Source organism: Shewanella sp. 10N.286.52.C2 (assembly GCF_002874545.1).
In the GTDB taxonomy this organism is placed as follows: Bacteria; Pseudomonadota; Gammaproteobacteria; order Enterobacterales; family Shewanellaceae; genus Shewanella.
Genome location: NZ_MCTV01000012.1, coordinates 33,544 through 49,912 on the forward strand (window position 1 = coordinate 33,544; position 16,369 = coordinate 49,912).

12 protein-coding genes and 1 pseudogene are annotated in these 16,369 nt (G+C 43.3%); all 13 read right to left on the reverse strand.

Annotation, left to right across the window (positions count from 1 at the left end):
• Positions 1 to 5: 5 nt before the first annotated feature.
• The 13 genes and pseudogenes from BCU94_RS05500 to atpA all read right to left on the reverse strand — a co-directional run bounded on the left by BCU94_RS05500 (position 6) and on the right by atpA (position 16,355).
• Complete coding sequence (locus BCU94_RS05500) at positions 6 to 1,232, reverse strand: NupC/NupG family nucleoside CNT transporter (protein WP_102475853.1); 1,227 nt, start codon at positions 1,230 to 1,232, stop codon at positions 6 to 8.
• A gap of 474 nt (positions 1,233 to 1,706) precedes the next feature.
• A pseudogene (locus tag BCU94_RS19745) lies at positions 1,707 to 1,906 on the reverse strand (hypothetical protein); the annotation flags it as partial.
• 30 nt (positions 1,907 to 1,936) lie between these two features.
• Positions 1,937 to 3,166: an organoarsenical effux MFS transporter ArsJ gene (arsJ, locus tag BCU94_RS05510; RefSeq protein ID WP_102475854.1), complete on the reverse strand. Its 1,230-nt coding sequence runs from the start codon at positions 3,164 to 3,166 to the stop codon at positions 1,937 to 1,939.
• Positions 3,167 to 3,183: 17 nt separating this feature from the next.
• Positions 3,184 to 4,206: an ArsJ-associated glyceraldehyde-3-phosphate dehydrogenase gene (locus BCU94_RS05515; RefSeq protein WP_102475855.1), complete on the reverse strand. Its 1,023-nt coding sequence runs from the start codon at positions 4,204 to 4,206 to the stop codon at positions 3,184 to 3,186.
• Positions 4,207 to 4,271: 65 nt separating this feature from the next.
• The gene (locus tag BCU94_RS05520; protein WP_102475856.1) at positions 4,272 to 5,129 is read right to left on the reverse strand and encodes a metalloregulator ArsR/SmtB family transcription factor; all 858 of its coding nucleotides are present in this window, start codon (positions 5,127 to 5,129) and stop codon (positions 4,272 to 4,274) included.
• A 174-nt stretch (positions 5,130 to 5,303) separates the two neighbouring features.
• Positions 5,304 to 7,133: a glutamine--fructose-6-phosphate transaminase (isomerizing) gene (gene glmS / locus BCU94_RS05525; protein WP_102436372.1), complete on the reverse strand. Its 1,830-nt coding sequence runs from the start codon at positions 7,131 to 7,133 to the stop codon at positions 5,304 to 5,306.
• Between the two features lie 39 nt (positions 7,134 to 7,172).
• On the reverse strand, positions 7,173 to 7,943 hold the full coding sequence (locus BCU94_RS05530; protein WP_102436374.1) for a DeoR family transcriptional regulator: 771 nt from the start codon (positions 7,941 to 7,943) through the stop codon (positions 7,173 to 7,175).
• A 211-nt stretch (positions 7,944 to 8,154) separates the two neighbouring features.
• Positions 8,155 to 10,275, reverse strand: a complete 2,121-nt coding sequence (locus tag BCU94_RS05535) for a TonB-dependent receptor (protein WP_102436376.1) — start codon at positions 10,273 to 10,275, stop codon at positions 8,155 to 8,157.
• A 164-nt stretch (positions 10,276 to 10,439) separates the two neighbouring features.
• Complete coding sequence (gene glmU, locus BCU94_RS05540) at positions 10,440 to 11,804, reverse strand: bifunctional UDP-N-acetylglucosamine diphosphorylase/glucosamine-1-phosphate N-acetyltransferase GlmU (RefSeq protein ID WP_102475857.1); 1,365 nt, start codon at positions 11,802 to 11,804, stop codon at positions 10,440 to 10,442.
• A 211-nt stretch (positions 11,805 to 12,015) separates the two neighbouring features.
• Positions 12,016 to 12,444 carry a F0F1 ATP synthase subunit epsilon gene (locus BCU94_RS05545; protein WP_076541813.1) on the reverse strand — a complete coding sequence of 143 codons (429 nt, stop codon included), beginning with the start codon at positions 12,442 to 12,444 and terminating at the stop codon, positions 12,016 to 12,018.
• 33 nt (positions 12,445 to 12,477) lie between these two features.
• Positions 12,478 to 13,869, reverse strand: a complete 1,392-nt coding sequence (atpD, locus tag BCU94_RS05550; RefSeq protein ID WP_102436380.1) for a F0F1 ATP synthase subunit beta — start codon at positions 13,867 to 13,869, stop codon at positions 12,478 to 12,480.
• A gap of 34 nt (positions 13,870 to 13,903) precedes the next feature.
• Positions 13,904 to 14,764: a F0F1 ATP synthase subunit gamma gene (gene atpG, locus BCU94_RS05555; protein WP_102436382.1), complete on the reverse strand. Its 861-nt coding sequence runs from the start codon at positions 14,762 to 14,764 to the stop codon at positions 13,904 to 13,906.
• A gap of 49 nt (positions 14,765 to 14,813) precedes the next feature.
• Positions 14,814 to 16,355, reverse strand: a complete 1,542-nt coding sequence (gene atpA / locus BCU94_RS05560; RefSeq protein WP_102436384.1) for a F0F1 ATP synthase subunit alpha — start codon at positions 16,353 to 16,355, stop codon at positions 14,814 to 14,816.
• Between the last annotated feature and the right edge of the window lie 14 nt (positions 16,356 to 16,369).

Consider the following 16,369-nt stretch of genomic DNA (forward strand, 5'->3'; position numbering starts at 1 on the left):
GGTTATTAGCCGGCTAAGCTAAATAATAAACCGGCAATAGTACCGCTCATTAAGTTTGCTAGTGCAGCGGCAATTAAGGCTTTCATGCCAATTTCACCTAGGTCATGACGACGCTCTGGGCACAATGCCGCTAAACCGCCAATCACCATGGCGAGTGAGCCAATGTTAGCGAAGCCACAAAGGGCAAAACTGATAATAATTTGGGTTTTTGGCGACAGCTCTGAAGCCACTTTTAAGAAGTCGAGATAGGCAACAAACTCATTAATCACCATTTTTTGGCCGATAAATGAAGCCGCTTGGGTCGCTTCAGACCAAGGCACACCCATTAACCATGCAAGTGGCGCTAATAAGTAACCTAAGATGGCTTGTAGCGTTAGATCTGCAATACCAAACCAACTACCTACGCCACCGATAAGACCGTTAACCATTGCAATCAATCCCACAAATGCAATCAGTAGCGCAGCAACCATCATCACCTGTTGCATGCCCATCGCTGCGCCATTGGCGGCAGCATCAAGTACATTGCTCGGTTTGTCTTCTTGCTCATCCATGACCTTACCAATGTCATTGCGAGGCGTTTCAGTTTCTGGCCACATAATTTTGGCAAACAACAGTCCTGCTGGTGCAGTCATAAAGGCAGCGGTCAGCACGTACTTAATATCAACGCCCATTTGGATATAACCAATCATGGTGCCACCAGCAACAGAGGCTAAACCGCCAGTCATCACTGCAAATAGCTCTGAGCGGGTCATGTGTTTTACAAAAGGACGCACCATTGAAGGGGCTTCAATCGGTCCCACAAAAATATTGGCGGTTGCCGATAAGGACTCAGCGCGGCTAGTGCCAAGTATTTTTGATAATGCGCCGCCAATAATGCCAATAAACAGCTGCATGATGCCAAGGTAATACAGCACGGCGATGAGCGAGCTAATAAATACCACAATAAATAACACGTTAATTAAGAAGATGAATCCAACACTGAATTTGGCTAAGTCACCAAACACGAAGCTTAAGCCTTCATTGCCGTAGCTAATAACGTGCATCACGCCATTAGAAGCGCTATCCAATATGGTTTGACCCATTGGCACGTACATTACAAATGCACCAAAGGCGACTTGGAATGCTAACGCACCGATAACCGTTCTTAGGTTAATAGCCTTTCTTCGTTCTGACAGTAAAACAGCTAAACCAATCAAGGCACACATGCCTAGTAAACTGATGAAAATATCCATACATTTTTAACTCACTAAACTCTACGATACGAGCAGTTTAGCGAGCAATGGCACGGACTCAAGCAATAGATACCAGTCGGGATGATTATTTTTATTAGACGATTAAAAGCCTGATAACGCCTTATAAATAACAACACAAAGCCTAAATAGCGCCTTCATAAGGAGCAGACAGGTAGCAATCAAATTACAACTTAAAAACATCACCAACATCAACCTCACAAGGGTGGCCAACTGAATCAATAGCGGCGTGATTTCAAACAGAATAAAATGTCACTTTATCCGATCAAATGATTACAATTAAGTAATTTTACAACACTAAAAAACGTTAAAAATTAGCCCCAAAATGCTTCACTTTCGAAGTACTCAAACAAGAACAATGATTCAAATAAGATAGATGAAGATGAAAAAGCCCGTTAAACGGGCTTTTTATTTAGAATGACCATTAAATAGCACTGCGGTAACTGTAACGATAAATCAGTTCGTATTCAGTTTGGTCACAGGTAACTTGGTCGATAGCCCTGCTGCAATAGCAACAAAGGCCGCAGAGATCCACAAGCAGGCTTCTAGACCATAAAACTGAAACACTGCCCAGATAATACCGTACCGATTAATCGCCCCATGGCGTTAGCCATATAGTAAAAGCCCACATCAAGGGACACTTCATCACTGTCGGCAATAATTGTGACTATTAATTAGTGCGTAAATTAGTGCGTGCTCAGTTTGGTCACAGGTAACTTGGTCGATAGCCCTGCTGCGATGGCAACAAAAGCCGCCGAGATCCACAAGCAGGCTTCTAGACCATAAAACTGAAACACGAGCCCAGATAATACCGTACCGATTAATCGCCCCATGGCGTTAGCCATATAGTAAAAGCCCACATCAAGGGACACTTCATCACTGTCTGCATAGCTCACGATTAAATAGCTATGCAGTGATGAGTTCACCGCAAACACAGCGCCAAATATCAGTAAGCCAATGATAATGCTGCTTTGCACATAAAAGTCCATCTGTAACGCCAGTGCGATAGCCGCAGGAATGACGCATAAATAGCTGGCCCACAATACCGCTGCACGGCCGCTAGGCACTTGGCCATGCTTTTTACCAGTAATGTAAGGTGCGAAGGATTGCACAATGCCGTAACCAATAACCCAACTTGCCATAAAGCCGCCCACCCACCAGTGATCCCAATTAAAGGTCACCGCCAAAAACACTGGCAAGGCCACCACAAACCACACATCACGAGCGCCGAATAAAAACATTCGCGCTGCAGACAATATGTTGATTGAACGACTTTTTGAAAACACCTCTTTAAACTTGGGTTTACTCTTGGCTTTACCTAGATCCTGCTTAAGCGTAACTAAGCTAAATAGCCATACCAGCGCCAACAGTGACGCCATTAAGATAATCGCCCCTCTGAACTCAAGTAATGTCAGTAATAAGCCGCCTAAGAAGAAACCCACCCCTTTTAAGGCATTTTTAGAGCCGGTAAGAATTGCGACCCACTGATATAACTTGCCCTCAGCCCCTACAGGCACCAAGAGTTTAATGGCGCTTTTAGCACTCATTTTATTTAAATCTTTAGCAATACCTGACAGTGCCTGCGCCAACATAACATAGCCAATACTAAGCATGTCAGCCGGCACCGCTAACATGGCTAAGGCGATAATTTGCAGCCCCAAACCAATATTCATGGTTTTATTCAGCCCCAAACGCGCCCCAAGCCAACCGCCCACTAAGTTAGTGACCACCCCAAAGATTTCATAAAACAAAAACAGCATGGCAATATTGAGCGGGCTATAACCTAAGTGGTGAAAATACAGCACCACCAGCATCCGCAGTGCACCATCGGTTAAGGTAAACGCCCAATAATTACCGGTTATCACCAAGTACTGCTTAATCTGTGGTGATAAATTGCTTAATGATAAAAGCCCCATTAACTCATAACCTATATCTAGTTTTTGTCAGCCAAACCAACCATGCGTACCAATTCCGCAGTGCGATTTGCATAGCCCCACTCATTGTCGTACCACACATACAGTTTTACTTGAGTGTCATTGACCACCATAGTGGATAAGGCATCAATAATGCTTGAGCGCGGGTCGGTTTTATAATCGATTGAAACCAGCGGACGCTCCTCATAACCTAAAATATCTTTAAGCTCGTTTTCTGCAGCCTGTTTTAGTACTTGGTTAATCTCAGCAATATCGGTTTTACGCTCAACTTCAAATACGCAATCGGTTAAAGAGGCATTGGTTAATGGCACTCGAATCGCGTGACCATTAAGCTTGCCTTTTAGCTCAGGGAAAATATGGGTAATTGCCGTTGCTGAACCTGTGGTGGTAGGAATTAAGCTAGTGCCACACGCACGGGCGCGACGTAAATCTTGATGCGGTGCATCAATAATGGTTTGGGTGTTAGTAATGTCATGAATAGTGGTCATCGAGCCATGCTTAATACCAATTTTTTCATGAATAACTTTTACCACAGGGGCTAAACAGTTAGTGGTACAAGAGGCTGCGGTCACAATAGGGTGAAGCGCTTTATCATATAAGCCTTCGTTAACACCCATAACGATATTAAGCACCCCATCTTCTTTAACCGGCGCAGTAACAACGACACGTTTTACGCCTTGATCTAAATAAGCTTGCAGCAATGCCTTGGTTTTAATTTTACCCGACGCCTCAACCACTACATCACACTGTGACCAGTCAGTATCTTGGGTTGCCACATTTTGAGTACATGGGATGGTTTTGCCATTAATGACCATGGCTTGAGTGCCATTCACTTCAGTATGGCTTGCTTCATGATGCCAACGGCCATGAACTGAATCAAAGGTCATTAAGTGCGCTAGTGTTGCGGCATCGCCCGCGGGATCGTTGATATGCACGATTTCAATGTCATCCCAATCAAATGCGGCGCGCATTGTTAAACGTCCCATACGGCCAAAACCATTAATACCGATTTTAATAGTCATTAGAAAATCCTCTGCTGTTTCTTAAGGTTAATTATTAAATTTGTTCTGTAATTCTTTGCTTAGCGCTAGTTACAAAAGTTCGCCTTGCTAAAGTTTGCCTTGCTTGGCCGACCTTGCATCTGTGCTAGCCTTTGCAGCGGCGCGGCTATTAGGGAAATATTATTTTCTGTGGTTTGCGCTATCACAGATTTGGCCCACAAAGGTAGCTCGGCATTAATCCGATAAAATACCCACTGCCCGTGTTTTCTATCGCTGATAATGTTGGCTTTTTTAAGCACCGCCAGATTACGCGATACCTTGGGCTGACTATCTTCTTCCAATGCCTGCATCAACTCACAGACACATAACTCACCATGATAGTGGGTCAACATTAAGGTTTTTAAGCGAATGTCATCAGTTAAGCATTTATAAAAAGCGCTAGGTTCGAGCTGCTTTACTGGCTCAGTGCTGGTGGCAGTTTCAGAACTAATAGATTTAGAGTTAATAGATGTAGAGCTAATAGGCTCTGCTTCCACTAAAAGAAACATCGACAAGCGATCATTGATTTCATTCAGGGTCGCGGAAAAAGGCTGACAACCTGAACGCGCTTTAGGATCGGGAAAATCCCAAGCCAGTTGTTTACCGGCAGCTTCATAACTGCGGCACTCCGCAGTAGCCCGATTACACAGGGTAATGACGTAATCAAACTGCTGCGCTTTAAAGTCATTGATAGAGTTTGCAACAAGCTGAGCTGTATCAGCGGCATCAATACCAAAACGGTGCAAGGCATCAATAGCGCGAGGATCCACAGCTTCAGGCTGAGTACCCGCACTATAAACCTCAAAGCGATCCCCCGCCCGATGCTTTAACAACACTTCAGCCATTTGCGAGCGGGCTGAATTGCCCGTACACAGAAATAACACTCGTTGTTTGTTAATACTCATATTTATACCCATTCAAAACTTATATAAAAGATTGTATATACGAAATACCATATATTCTAGTTTTATTTTGAGCTTAGAATGATAAGTTTCAGCTAATATTCAAACTCCCATAAACAAAAAAGCCCCAACATCTGCATGTTGAGGCTTTTAAAATGCTAGTAATTAACTCTCGATTTATTCAACCGTTACCGATTTGGCTAGGTTACGTGGTTGATCCACGTCTGTACCTTTAATTAGTGCCACATGGTATGACAATAACTGTAGTGGAATGGTATAAATCAGCGGCGCCATAAACTCATCACAGTGTGGTACTGGGATCACCTTCATGGTGTCATCAGACTCAAACTCGGCATCTTTATCGGCAAACACATACATTAAGCCACCACGAGCACGCACTTCTTCGACGTTTGATTTAAGCTTTTCAAGCAGCTCGTTGTTAGGTGCGACAACAATAACTGGCATGTCAGCATCAATAAGTGCTAATGGGCCGTGCTTTAGTTCACCAGAGGCATAGGCTTCTGCATGAATGTATGAAATTTCTTTCAGCTTTAGTGCGCCTTCCATTGCGATTGGGTATTGATCACCTCGGCCTAAAAATAGTGCATGGTGCTTGTCGGCAAAGTCTTCGGCTAGCTCAGCAATGGCATCATCTAAACCAAGGGCTTGCTCAACTTTCGCAGGCATAGATTGTAGGCTTTGGGTGATAGCGGCTTGCATTTCTTCGCTCATGCCATTGTGACGACCTATGGCTGTAGTTAGCATTAATAAACCAGCCAATTGCACGGTAAAGGCTTTAGTTGAAGCCACACCAATTTCAACGCCGGCTTTCATCATGTAAGCCATATCAGATTCACGCACTAATGATGAACCAGGTGCATTACAGATGGTTAAGGTGGCTTTATAGCCCATTTCTTTTGCTAGACGCATTGCCGCTAAAGTATCAGCTGTTTCACCTGATTGTGAAATCGTCACCAACAAGCTGTTAGGGAATAAGTGCGATTTGCGATAACGGAACTCAGAGGCAATTTCAACATTACAGGATACGCCTGCCCAGTCTTCTAACCAGTAACGCGCCGCCATACCCGCATGGTAACTGGTACCACAGGCAATGATTTGTACGTGTTTGATGTCTTTTAAGAACTCGGCTGCGTTGTCACCAAAAGCAGTATCTAATACTTTACCACCAGCAATACGGCCTTCTAAAGTATGGGCGATGGCAGTTGGCTGCTCGTAGATTTCTTTAAGCATGTAGTGACGGTATTCACCTTTATCACCGGCATCGTGGGTGACTTCTGACTCTTTCACTTCACGCTCTACTGCATTGCCATCAACATCAAAAATATTCACTTCACGGCGAGTCACTTCGGCTACATCACCTTCTTCTAAAAAGGCAAATGAACGGGTAACAGGTAATAAAGCCAGCTGATCTGATGCGATAAAGTTTTCACCTAAACCGTAACCCACAACTAACGGGCTACCACTACGGGCAACAACCATGCGAGAGTTATCACGGCGATCGACAACTACAGTTCCGTAAGCACCTTCTAGTTGTTTAACAGCAGTTTGCACAGCGGCAACTAGGGTGTCATGTGTTTTCAACTCGTGATGAACAAGGTGACAAATCACTTCGGTATCAGTATCTGATGCAAAGCTGTAACCCAAACCTTTTAGCATTTCGCGCAGTTTATTATGGTTTTCAATAATACCGTTATGCACTACGGCAATATCGCCTTCAGACACATGTGGATGAGCATTACGCTCGCTTGGCTCACCGTGGGTTGCCCAACGGGTGTGCGCAATACCTGTGCCGCCAGCCAGTGGTGCTGCGGCTAACGCATCTGATAACTCTTGTACTTTACCGACGCGGCGAGTACGGCCAAGTTGATCATTATTGATGATGGCAACACCTGCAGAGTCATAACCACGGTATTCAAGGCGCTTAAGGCCTTCTACTAAAATTTCAGCCACATCTCTTTGCGCTACTGCGCCTACGATTCCACACATAATTTATGTCCAATTATTTAATTTAGTAAAAATGAAAAACTATTCTTTGTGAGGAGCCAAAATGACTCTCACACCATATTCTGTAATTGTGGCCACAGTCTCTGCAGGTAGCTTGTCATCAGTGACTAATACACTGATATTGCTCCAAGGTAATTCGAGGTTGGGGATCCTGCGGCCAAACTTGTCCGATTCAAGCATCACGATAACGTCTCTTGAGACCTCTGCCATCACTTTGCTTAAGCCAGTTAATTCGTTAAAGGTGGTGGTGCCACGGGCTAAATCAATGCCATCTGCGCCAATAAATAGCTGGTCAAAGTTATATGAGCGTAGTACTTGTTCCGCAATTTGACCTTGAAACGACTCAGAATGCGGATCCCAAGTGCCACCGGTCATCAATAATGTCGGCTCATTTTCTAACTCATGAATAGCGTTTGCCAGTTGCAATGAGTTCGTCATCACTAACAAACCGCGCTTATGATTGAGCTGTTGAATTAACCCTGAGGTGGTACTGCCGCTATCAATGATAATGCGGTTGTGATCGTTAATTAATTCAGCCGCAGCTTTGGCGATTGATAATTTATTAGGGGCTATTTTGCTGCTAAATGCCTGAGTGACTTCATCAGGTATAGCAACTGCGCCACCATAGCGGCGTAATAACAGTCCGGTTTTTTCTAAAGTGGCTAAGTCTTTACGAATGGTGACTTCAGAAGTTTCGAACCGTAAGGATAACTCATCAACACTGACTTCACCTTGGCTATTCAACAGGCTAATAATGCTATGGCGTCGCTGCTGTGTGTTTCTTTTATTCATGTTCAGTAGCTTAAGTTTCGGTTCGAAAGACATATTATAACTAAACGAAACTTTTTTACTAGCCTTTGAAAGTTAGCTATTTCAAATTTAGCCCAACAAAAAGCCCCTATCATTGATATAGGGGCTTGATATTGATAATCAAAAGTTAAAGTAAGCTAGCAGTGTCACTGTAACAATTGTGGCAGTAATTTACTTAATGCCTTATTAATACTTAGAATTTTGCTTCAAATGCTAAGCTAAAGTTCCGTCCCTCTCCAACGGTGACATCAGTTTCTGAACCACCATCAAGATAGTCGGTATCAAATAGGTTTTTGATATTCATGCGTACGCTAATATCGCTTCCCATTACCGGCATTGAATAGGCAGCACCTAAGTCAAAACGAACATAGTCGTCTTTTACAATGGCATTACTGGTATTAGCAAAACGTTCGCCAACATATATTGCCCCGAAATTAAAGGCTAAGTCTTGGGTCATTTCGTAACGAGTCCAGATATTCGCCGATAATTCAGGCGCATCTACTGGGGTTTTGCCATTCAAGCTATCTTGATCTGGGCGGATATACTCTGCATCTAAATACATCATTGAACCGGTCATAAACCATTTATCGCTTAGTTGGCCTTGTGAACCTATTTCAAAACCTCGATGGCGCTGCTCACCTGATTGAGTGGTAATGGTTTGCTCAGAGTTTTCAATCTGCTCTTTTACTGTGACATTATTCACTGTGATATCAAATACAGCGCCAGTCAGCAATAAACTGCCGTCAAATAGCTCCCACTTGGCACCAAGTTCATACTGTTCGCCGTATTCAGGATCAAGGTTCATTTGGTCATTAAGATCATTAATATCGTTAACCATACCTTGTGGTGTGAAGCTTTTTGAATAATTAAGGTAAATGCTTGCGCTTTCTACTGGCGAGTAAATAAGCCCAAACTTAGGTGACACTGCATAGCTATTGTTACCAGCACCTTCTTTCTTTTGCTCGTCATAACGCATACCAGCCAGCGCTTTCCATGAGTCATTGATTGTTATTAAATCTTGAATATAAAAGCCGTAATGCTTGTATTCACTTTCAGATTTAGTGTCATCATTACGATAATCAAGTTGAGGGTTAGGCATGGGCAGCCCAGGCATCACAACTTGATATTTGTCGCCAGATTCTTTGAGCTGACCGTAATAATAATCAAGCATATTGGCGCCAATTAACAATTGATGACCTAAATTACCAGTTTGAAAATTACCCGTTAAATCAACAAAGCCAGTCTTATGCTGCCAATCATCATAACGATCAAATGGACTGATATAGTAGCCATCTGTTAGCGGATCATCACCACATGCAGTACATAGGCTTGGCGATGAATCTAAACGCTGACGGTTAAATTGTTGGTCGTTATAACCAGCTTTAATTTTCCAATCATCAGTTAAATGATAAGTTAATTCAGCACCTAAATTACTAATGGTGTTATCGGTAAATGCCCAAGGCATATCCCAAATCGTGTCACGTCCACCAATAAGTTCTCCATCAGCATCTAACCAACCACCACGATCGATTCCGGTTTTGTCTTGGGTATGGTCATATTTAACCGACAACAACAAATCATCAGTGACATCAAACTCTACATTTAAATAGCCTAACCAACGATCTCGTTCTTGATTAGAGTCATCGCGGTACTCTCGCCAATACTGGGTATCTTGTTTCACCAGCACGGTGCGATAGCGCAGCGTTTGCGCTTCATTCAAACTGCCACCCGCATCAAGTTGCAAACGAGTAGAACCATGCTCATCAATGTCAAAACCGATATCGATCATTGAATCATAAGTCGATTTTTTGGTAACCATATTAATCAGTCCACCGGGACCTGACTGACCGTACAACATGCTTGAAGGCCCTTTTAACACTTCAACTTGCTGTAATGTTTCGATTGGCTGTACATAGTGAGACCACTGCTGCTGACCATTAATCAAGAAACCTGAGCCTGAAGATAGCTCAAAACCGCGAAGGTTAAATACCTGACGATTCCACTTTTCACTGCCGCCAGTCACACTGGAGTCATTAACTAACACTTCTGATAAATTCGTGGCTAATTGCTCGTCGGTAATAAAATCAGGAATGACGGTAACTGATTGAGGGGTATCTAAAATGCTAATATCACCGCGCATTGCGCCAGATGCCGTACCGACTTTATAGTCATTGAATTGTCTACCTGTGACTTCAATATGCTCGATACCTGGAGAGCTGGCTTGATTGGTATGGCTCTGCTCTTCTGCTATAACAGACATTGATAAAATTGCACTCGTTACCGCAAGTGACAAACAAGATAGCTTTGTTAACATCTTCACCCTCTAAAGTTTCGCAATTGTGTATTTATGTGGCGCAACTATAAATGAGAATGATTATTATTAAAGTTTATTTACATTGCCTTTACCTTTGTGTTTTTTATGTAAAAAAAAACGACAAGCAACTATGCTTGTCGTTTGATATTTAATCGTTTTTTAGTCTATTTGGCTTTTTTAACTGGTCTTGCCCAACCACTGATATGGCGCTGTTTAACACGAGTAATAACTAACTCGCCTTCAGCGACATCTTTAGCAATTGTTGAACCAGCACCCAAAGTGGCATTTTTACCTATGGTCACTGGGGCAATTAATTGAGTATCACTCCCCACAAATACGCCATCTTCTATGGTGGTTAAGAATTTATTCGCACCATCATAGTTACAGGTAATAGTACCTGCACCAATGTTAACCCCTGCGCCAATATTGGCATCGCCTAAATAAGCCAAATGGCCAGCTTTAGAACCTTCACCTAACACTGCCTTTTTCATTTCAACAAAGTTGCCAATATGGGCATTATCTTTTAGCTCAGCGCCTGTACGTAAACGAGCAAATGGTCCAGCACTGGCTGCAACTCCAAGCTTTGCCCCTTCAACGATTGAGTAAGGCTTAATTTCAGCATTATCAGCGATAACGCAGTCAGTTAATATCGCGCCTGCGCCAATAGTGACATTGTTACCTAAAGTCACTTTGCCATTAAAGATGACATTAACATCAATCATCACGTCCATACCCACGGTCACATCACCGCGGATATCGATACGGCTAGGATCACGTAAATTTGCGCCAGCCAGCATTAACGCTTCAGCTTCACGGGCTTGATAAGCACGTTCTAATTGCGCTAACTGAACGCGGTTATTAGCGCCTTCAACTTCCACTGCTGATTGTGGCTGCGCGGTATCAATTGCCACTCCATCTTCGTGGGCCATAGCAATAATATCGGTTAGGTAATACTCACCTTGGGCATTACTGTTTGAAAGACGCCCTAGCCACGCTTTTAATTGCTTACCAGGTACCGCCATAATGCCGGTATTCACTTCATTGATAAGTAGTTGCTCAGCATTAGCATCTTTTTGCTCGATAATACCAACAACCTTGCCACCTTCGCGCACGATACGGCCATAACCGCTTGGGTTAGCTAAATTAACCGTTAATATTGCTAAACCATTTTCAGGGCGAGCAGCAAGTAGGCTTTCTAAGGTAGATTGCTTAATTAACGGCACATCCCCATATAAAATCAGCACAGTGTCATCATCGTTAATGTTTGGATTGGCTTGCGCGACGGCGTGGCCTGTACCTAATTGCTCAGCTTGCAATACCCAATTAACCGCTTGCTCACCTAAAGAAGCTTGTAGCTTGCCTGCGCCATAGCCATAAACCAATTGAATAGCGTTTGAGCCTAATGAGTTTGCAGTATCAATAACATGTTGCACCATGCTTTTGTGGGCAATAGGGTGCAGTACCTTTGGCAAGTCTGAACGCATCCGTGTTCCTTTACCAGCAGCTAAAATTACAACATTTAATGACATCGGGATTCCTTTATACAAGTTTTCAATTTTGGCTAATGCAGTTTATTGACGCTGATTTTAACCTAGATTATGGGGGACAGGAAATCAGCATGGAAATTATTACACTATTAGTCAAAAATTGGCGTATAAGCACGACTATTATGATGCAATTGATTCAAATTCTAGATACAAAAAAGGCGACCCTAGGGTCGCCTTTTCAAAACAATAACCTTTATCTGGCAATGTTCTTTTTGATGGTTTCAACAACACGAAGTTGAGCTAATGATTTAGCTAATTCAATTGTTGCAGCTTCATAATCAAAGTCAGCACCAGCATTAGCGATATTCGCTTCAGCCTTTTGCTTAGCTTCTAATGCAGCTTGCTCATCAATATCATCGGCACGCAAAGCGACGTCAGCAAGAACAGAGATTGAAGCAGGTTGTACTTCCAGGATTCCACCTGAAAGATACATCACTTCTTCACTACCATCTTGCTTGATCATGCGCGCCATGCCAGGTTTGATTCTAGTAAGTAATGGAGCATGGTTAGGCATAATGCCTAACTCACCCTCGGTGCCGCTCACTTCTAAGAAGCTTACTTCACCGCTGAACATGCTGTTTTCAGCACTTACTATATCAAGTTGGACTGTCATGGCTGCCATCAAGTTCTCCTAAAATACTAAGCTAATGCTCAGTTATTTTGCTTTGTTAGCTTTCTCGACAGCTTCGTCGATTGAACCAACCATGTAGAACGCTTGCTCAGGAATGTGATCGAACTCACCATTCAAGATACCCTTAAAGCCACGGATGGTGTCTTTAAGAGAAACGTATTTACCTGGAGAACCTGTAAATACTTCAGCAACGAAGAAAGGCTGTGAAAGATATTTTTCAATCTTACGAGCACGGAATACAGTTGTTTTATCTTCATCAGATAATTCATCCATACCTAGGATCGCAATAATATCTTTCAGCTCTTTGTAGCGCTGAAGTACAGTTTGAACGCCGTTCGCAACATCATAATGCTCTTGACCAACTACTAATGGATCTAATTGACGTGAAGTCGAATCCAATGGGTCAACCGCAGGGTAAATACCTAGCGATGCAATGTTACGAGACAGTACAACAGTCGCATCTAAGTGAGCGAAGGTTGTTGCTGGTGACGGATCGGTTAAGTCATCCGCAGGTACATATACCGCTTGTACAGAGGTAATAGAACCAGACTTAGTTGAAGTAATACGTTCTTGTAGAACACCCATTTCTTCAGCTAGTGTTGGTTGGTAACCTACTGCAGAAGGCATACGACCTAACAGTGCAGATACTTCAGTACCGGCTAAGGTATAACGGTAGATGTTATCAACAAATAACAGTACGTCACGACCTTCGTCACGGAATTTCTCAGCCATTGTCAAACCAGACAATGCAACACGTAAACGGTTACCTGGAGGCTCGTTCATTTGGCCATAAACCATGGCTACTTTGTCGAGTACGCCAGAATCTTTCATTTCGTAGTAGAAGTCGTTACCCTCACGAGTACGCTCACCAACACCAGCGAATACAGAAAGACCTGAGTGTGCTTTTGCGATGTTGTTGATTAATTCCATCATGTTGACGGTTTTACCAACACCAGCACCACCAAATAAACCAACTTTACCACCCTTAGCGAATGGACATACAAGGTCAATAACCTTGATACCAGTCTCTAAAAGTTCAGTTGAGCTTGATTGATCTTCATATGAAGGAGCTTCACGGTGAATTTCATAACGCTCTTCTTCACCAATTTCGCCACATTCATCAATAGGCTCGCCCAATACATTCATGATACGGCCAAGGGTTGCAACCCCTACCGGAACAGAAATTGGTGAACCTGAGTTTGCTACCTCTAGACCACGACGCAGACCATCAGAAGAACCCATAGCGATGGCACGAACAACACCACCACCTAGTTGTTGCTGAACTTCCAGCACCAAACCATTACAGTCGCCTTCACCTGTGATCTTCAGAGCGTCATATACCTGAGGTACAGCATCTTGTGGAAACTCTACGTCCACAACCGCGCCAATTACTTGGACAACAGTACCTGTGCTCATGATTAATCCTCTAAACTTGTTTTCGTTACCTAACCTAAACCGCTGCAGCACCTGCAACAATTTCCGACAATTCTTGCGTAATCGCAGCTTGTCGTGCCTTGTTGTAGACTAATTGCAGATCATTGATCAGTTCGCCAGCGTTGTCTGTTGCCGCCTTCATCGCTACCATTCTGGCAGCTTGCTCAGAGGCAATATTCTCAACAACACCTTGATAAACTTGAGACTCTACATAACGAGTCAGTAATACTTCCAAAATTTCTTTTGGATCTGGCTCGTAAATATAATCCCAAGGATACTTAGCTACTTCTTCTTCTGACTTAGGCAAAGGTAGCAGCTGCTCGATCACAGGAGTTTGAGTCATTGTGTTAACGAATTTGTTGAACACAATAAACAAACGATCCAATTTACCTTCGTTGTAAGCTTGTAGCATCACACGTACGGTACCGATTAAATCGGCTAATTTAGGCGCATCGCCTAAACCAGATGCATGGGCAGAGATTTCTCCACCAAAGCTTTTGAAGAACTGCACACTTCGTGCACCAATAGGACAAAATTCAACATCTGCCCCTTGGTCTTTCCAGCTCTTCACGTCTGACACAACCTTTTTGAAAAGGTTAACGTTCAAACCACCACAAAGGCCACGGTCGGTTGACACAACAATGTAACCAACCCGCTTGGCATCTCTCACTTCCAAATATGGATGTTTATATTCAAGAGTACCTTGCGCAACGTGACCGATCACCTGACGCATATGCTCTGCATATGGACGACTTGAAGCCATGCGTTCCTGCGCTTTACGCATTTTGCTGGCTGCAACCATTTCCATAGCAGAAGTGATCTTCTGAGTGTTTTTAACACTCGCGATCTTGGTTTTAATCTCTTTAGCGTTGGCCATCTTTACTCTCCAATTCTGGACCGGAGGTGTCTTACGACACCTCTATTCATTACCAGGTTTGGGTTTCAATGAACTTGTCCATGCCCGCTTTTAATTCACTTTCAATGTCTGCATTGTAGTTGCCAGTTGCATTGATAGTTTTAATAAGCTCAGCATGTTCGCTGTTCATATATGAAAGCAGAGCGGCTTCAAAGCTACCGATTTTACTTAATTCTACAGTCTTCAAGTAGCCTTTTTCAGCTGAGAAGATTGAGATAGCTTGATCAGCAACGCTCATTGGAGCATATTGCTTTTGCTTCATAAGTTCGGTAACACGCTCACCATGCTCAAGTTGAGCACGAGTTGCATCATCTAAGTCAGATGCAAATTGTGAGAACGCAGCAAGCTCTCGATACTGTGCTAACGCGGTACGAATACCACCAGACAGTTTCTTGATGATCTTAGTCTGAGCCGCACCACCAACACGAGAAACAGAAATACCTGGGTTAACAGCAGGACGTAGTCCTGAGTTAAACAAGTCAGTCTCAAGGAAGATCTGACCATCTGTAATAGAAATTACGTTGGTCGGTACGAATGCAGATACGTCACCAGCTTGGGTTTCAATAATAGGTAACGCAGTTAAAGAACCGGTTTGACCTTTTACTTCACCGTTAGTGAACTTTTCTACATAGTGCTCGTTTACACGTGAAGCACGCTCTAATAAACGAGAATGTAGATAGAATACATCACCTGGGTATGCTTCACGTCCTGGTGGACGCTTCAATAGTAGCGAGATCTGACGGTAAGCAACTGCTTGCTTAGATAGATCATCATATACGATTAAAGAATCTTCACCGCGGTCACGGAAGTATTCACCCATAGAACAACCTGAGTAAGGTGCTAAGTATTGTAATGCTGCAGCTTCAGAAGCTGTTGCAACTACAACGATAGTGTTAGCTAATGCACCGTGCTCTTCAAGCTTACGTACCACGTTAGCGATTGTAGAAGCTTTTTGCCCTACTGCTACGTATACACATTTAATGCCTGAATCTTTCTGGTTGATAATTGCATCAATAGCCATCGCTGTTTTACCAGTCTGACGGTCACCAATGATCAATTCACGTTGTCCACGACCGATTGGGATCATTGAATCAACGGCTTTATAACCAGTTTGGATAGGTTGATCTACTGACTGACGTTCAATAACACCAGGAGCAATTACTTCAACAGGAGAGAAACCATCGTTGTCGATAGGTCCTTTTCCGTCAATTGGCTCACCAAGAGTGTTAACAACGCGGCCTAATAAACCACGACCTACTGGTACTTCAAGAATACGACCAGTGGTCTTAACTTTTGCGCCTTCTGCTAAATTAGCATAAGGACCCATTACTACGGCACCGACAGAATCACGTTCTAAGTTCAACGCGATTGCAAAACGGCCACCAGGCAGTTCGATCATTTCACCTTGCATTACATCGGCTAGGCCATGAATGCGAATGATGCCGTCACTTACTGCAACGATTGTACCTTCGTTGCGAGCTTCACTAACGACGTCGAACTGCTCGATCCGCTGCTTAATCAGATCGCTGATTTCAGTGGAATTCAGTTGCATGCTCAAACTCCCAA

Excerpts from the sequence above, each read along its gene's own strand:
- BCU94_RS05500 (WP_102475853.1), bottom strand. The coding sequence starts at position 1,232 with ATGGATATTTTCATCAGTTTACTAGGCATGTGTGCCTTGATTGGTTTA.
- arsJ (WP_102475854.1), bottom strand. The coding sequence starts at position 3,166 with ATGGGGCTTTTATCATTAAGCAATTTATCACCACAGATTAAGCAGTAC.
- BCU94_RS05515 (WP_102475855.1), bottom strand. The coding sequence starts at position 4,206 with ATGACTATTAAAATCGGTATTAATGGTTTTGGCCGTATGGGACGTTTA.
- BCU94_RS05520 (WP_102475856.1), bottom strand. The coding sequence starts at position 5,129 with ATGAGTATTAACAAACAACGAGTGTTATTTCTGTGTACGGGCAATTCA.
- glmS (WP_102436372.1), bottom strand. The coding sequence starts at position 7,133 with ATGTGTGGAATCGTAGGCGCAGTAGCGCAAAGAGATGTGGCTGAAATT.
- BCU94_RS05530 (WP_102436374.1), bottom strand. The coding sequence starts at position 7,943 with ATGAATAAAAGAAACACACAGCAGCGACGCCATAGCATTATTAGCCTG.
- BCU94_RS05535 (WP_102436376.1), bottom strand. The coding sequence starts at position 10,275 with ATGTTAACAAAGCTATCTTGTTTGTCACTTGCGGTAACGAGTGCAATT.
- glmU (WP_102475857.1), bottom strand. The coding sequence starts at position 11,804 with ATGTCATTAAATGTTGTAATTTTAGCTGCTGGTAAAGGAACACGGATG.
- BCU94_RS05545 (WP_076541813.1), bottom strand. The coding sequence starts at position 12,444 with ATGGCAGCCATGACAGTCCAACTTGATATAGTAAGTGCTGAAAACAGC.
- atpD (WP_102436380.1), bottom strand. The coding sequence starts at position 13,869 with ATGAGCACAGGTACTGTTGTCCAAGTAATTGGCGCGGTTGTGGACGTA.
- atpG (WP_102436382.1), bottom strand. The coding sequence starts at position 14,764 with ATGGCCAACGCTAAAGAGATTAAAACCAAGATCGCGAGTGTTAAAAAC.
- atpA (WP_102436384.1), bottom strand. The coding sequence starts at position 16,355 with ATGCAACTGAATTCCACTGAAATCAGCGATCTGATTAAGCAGCGGATC.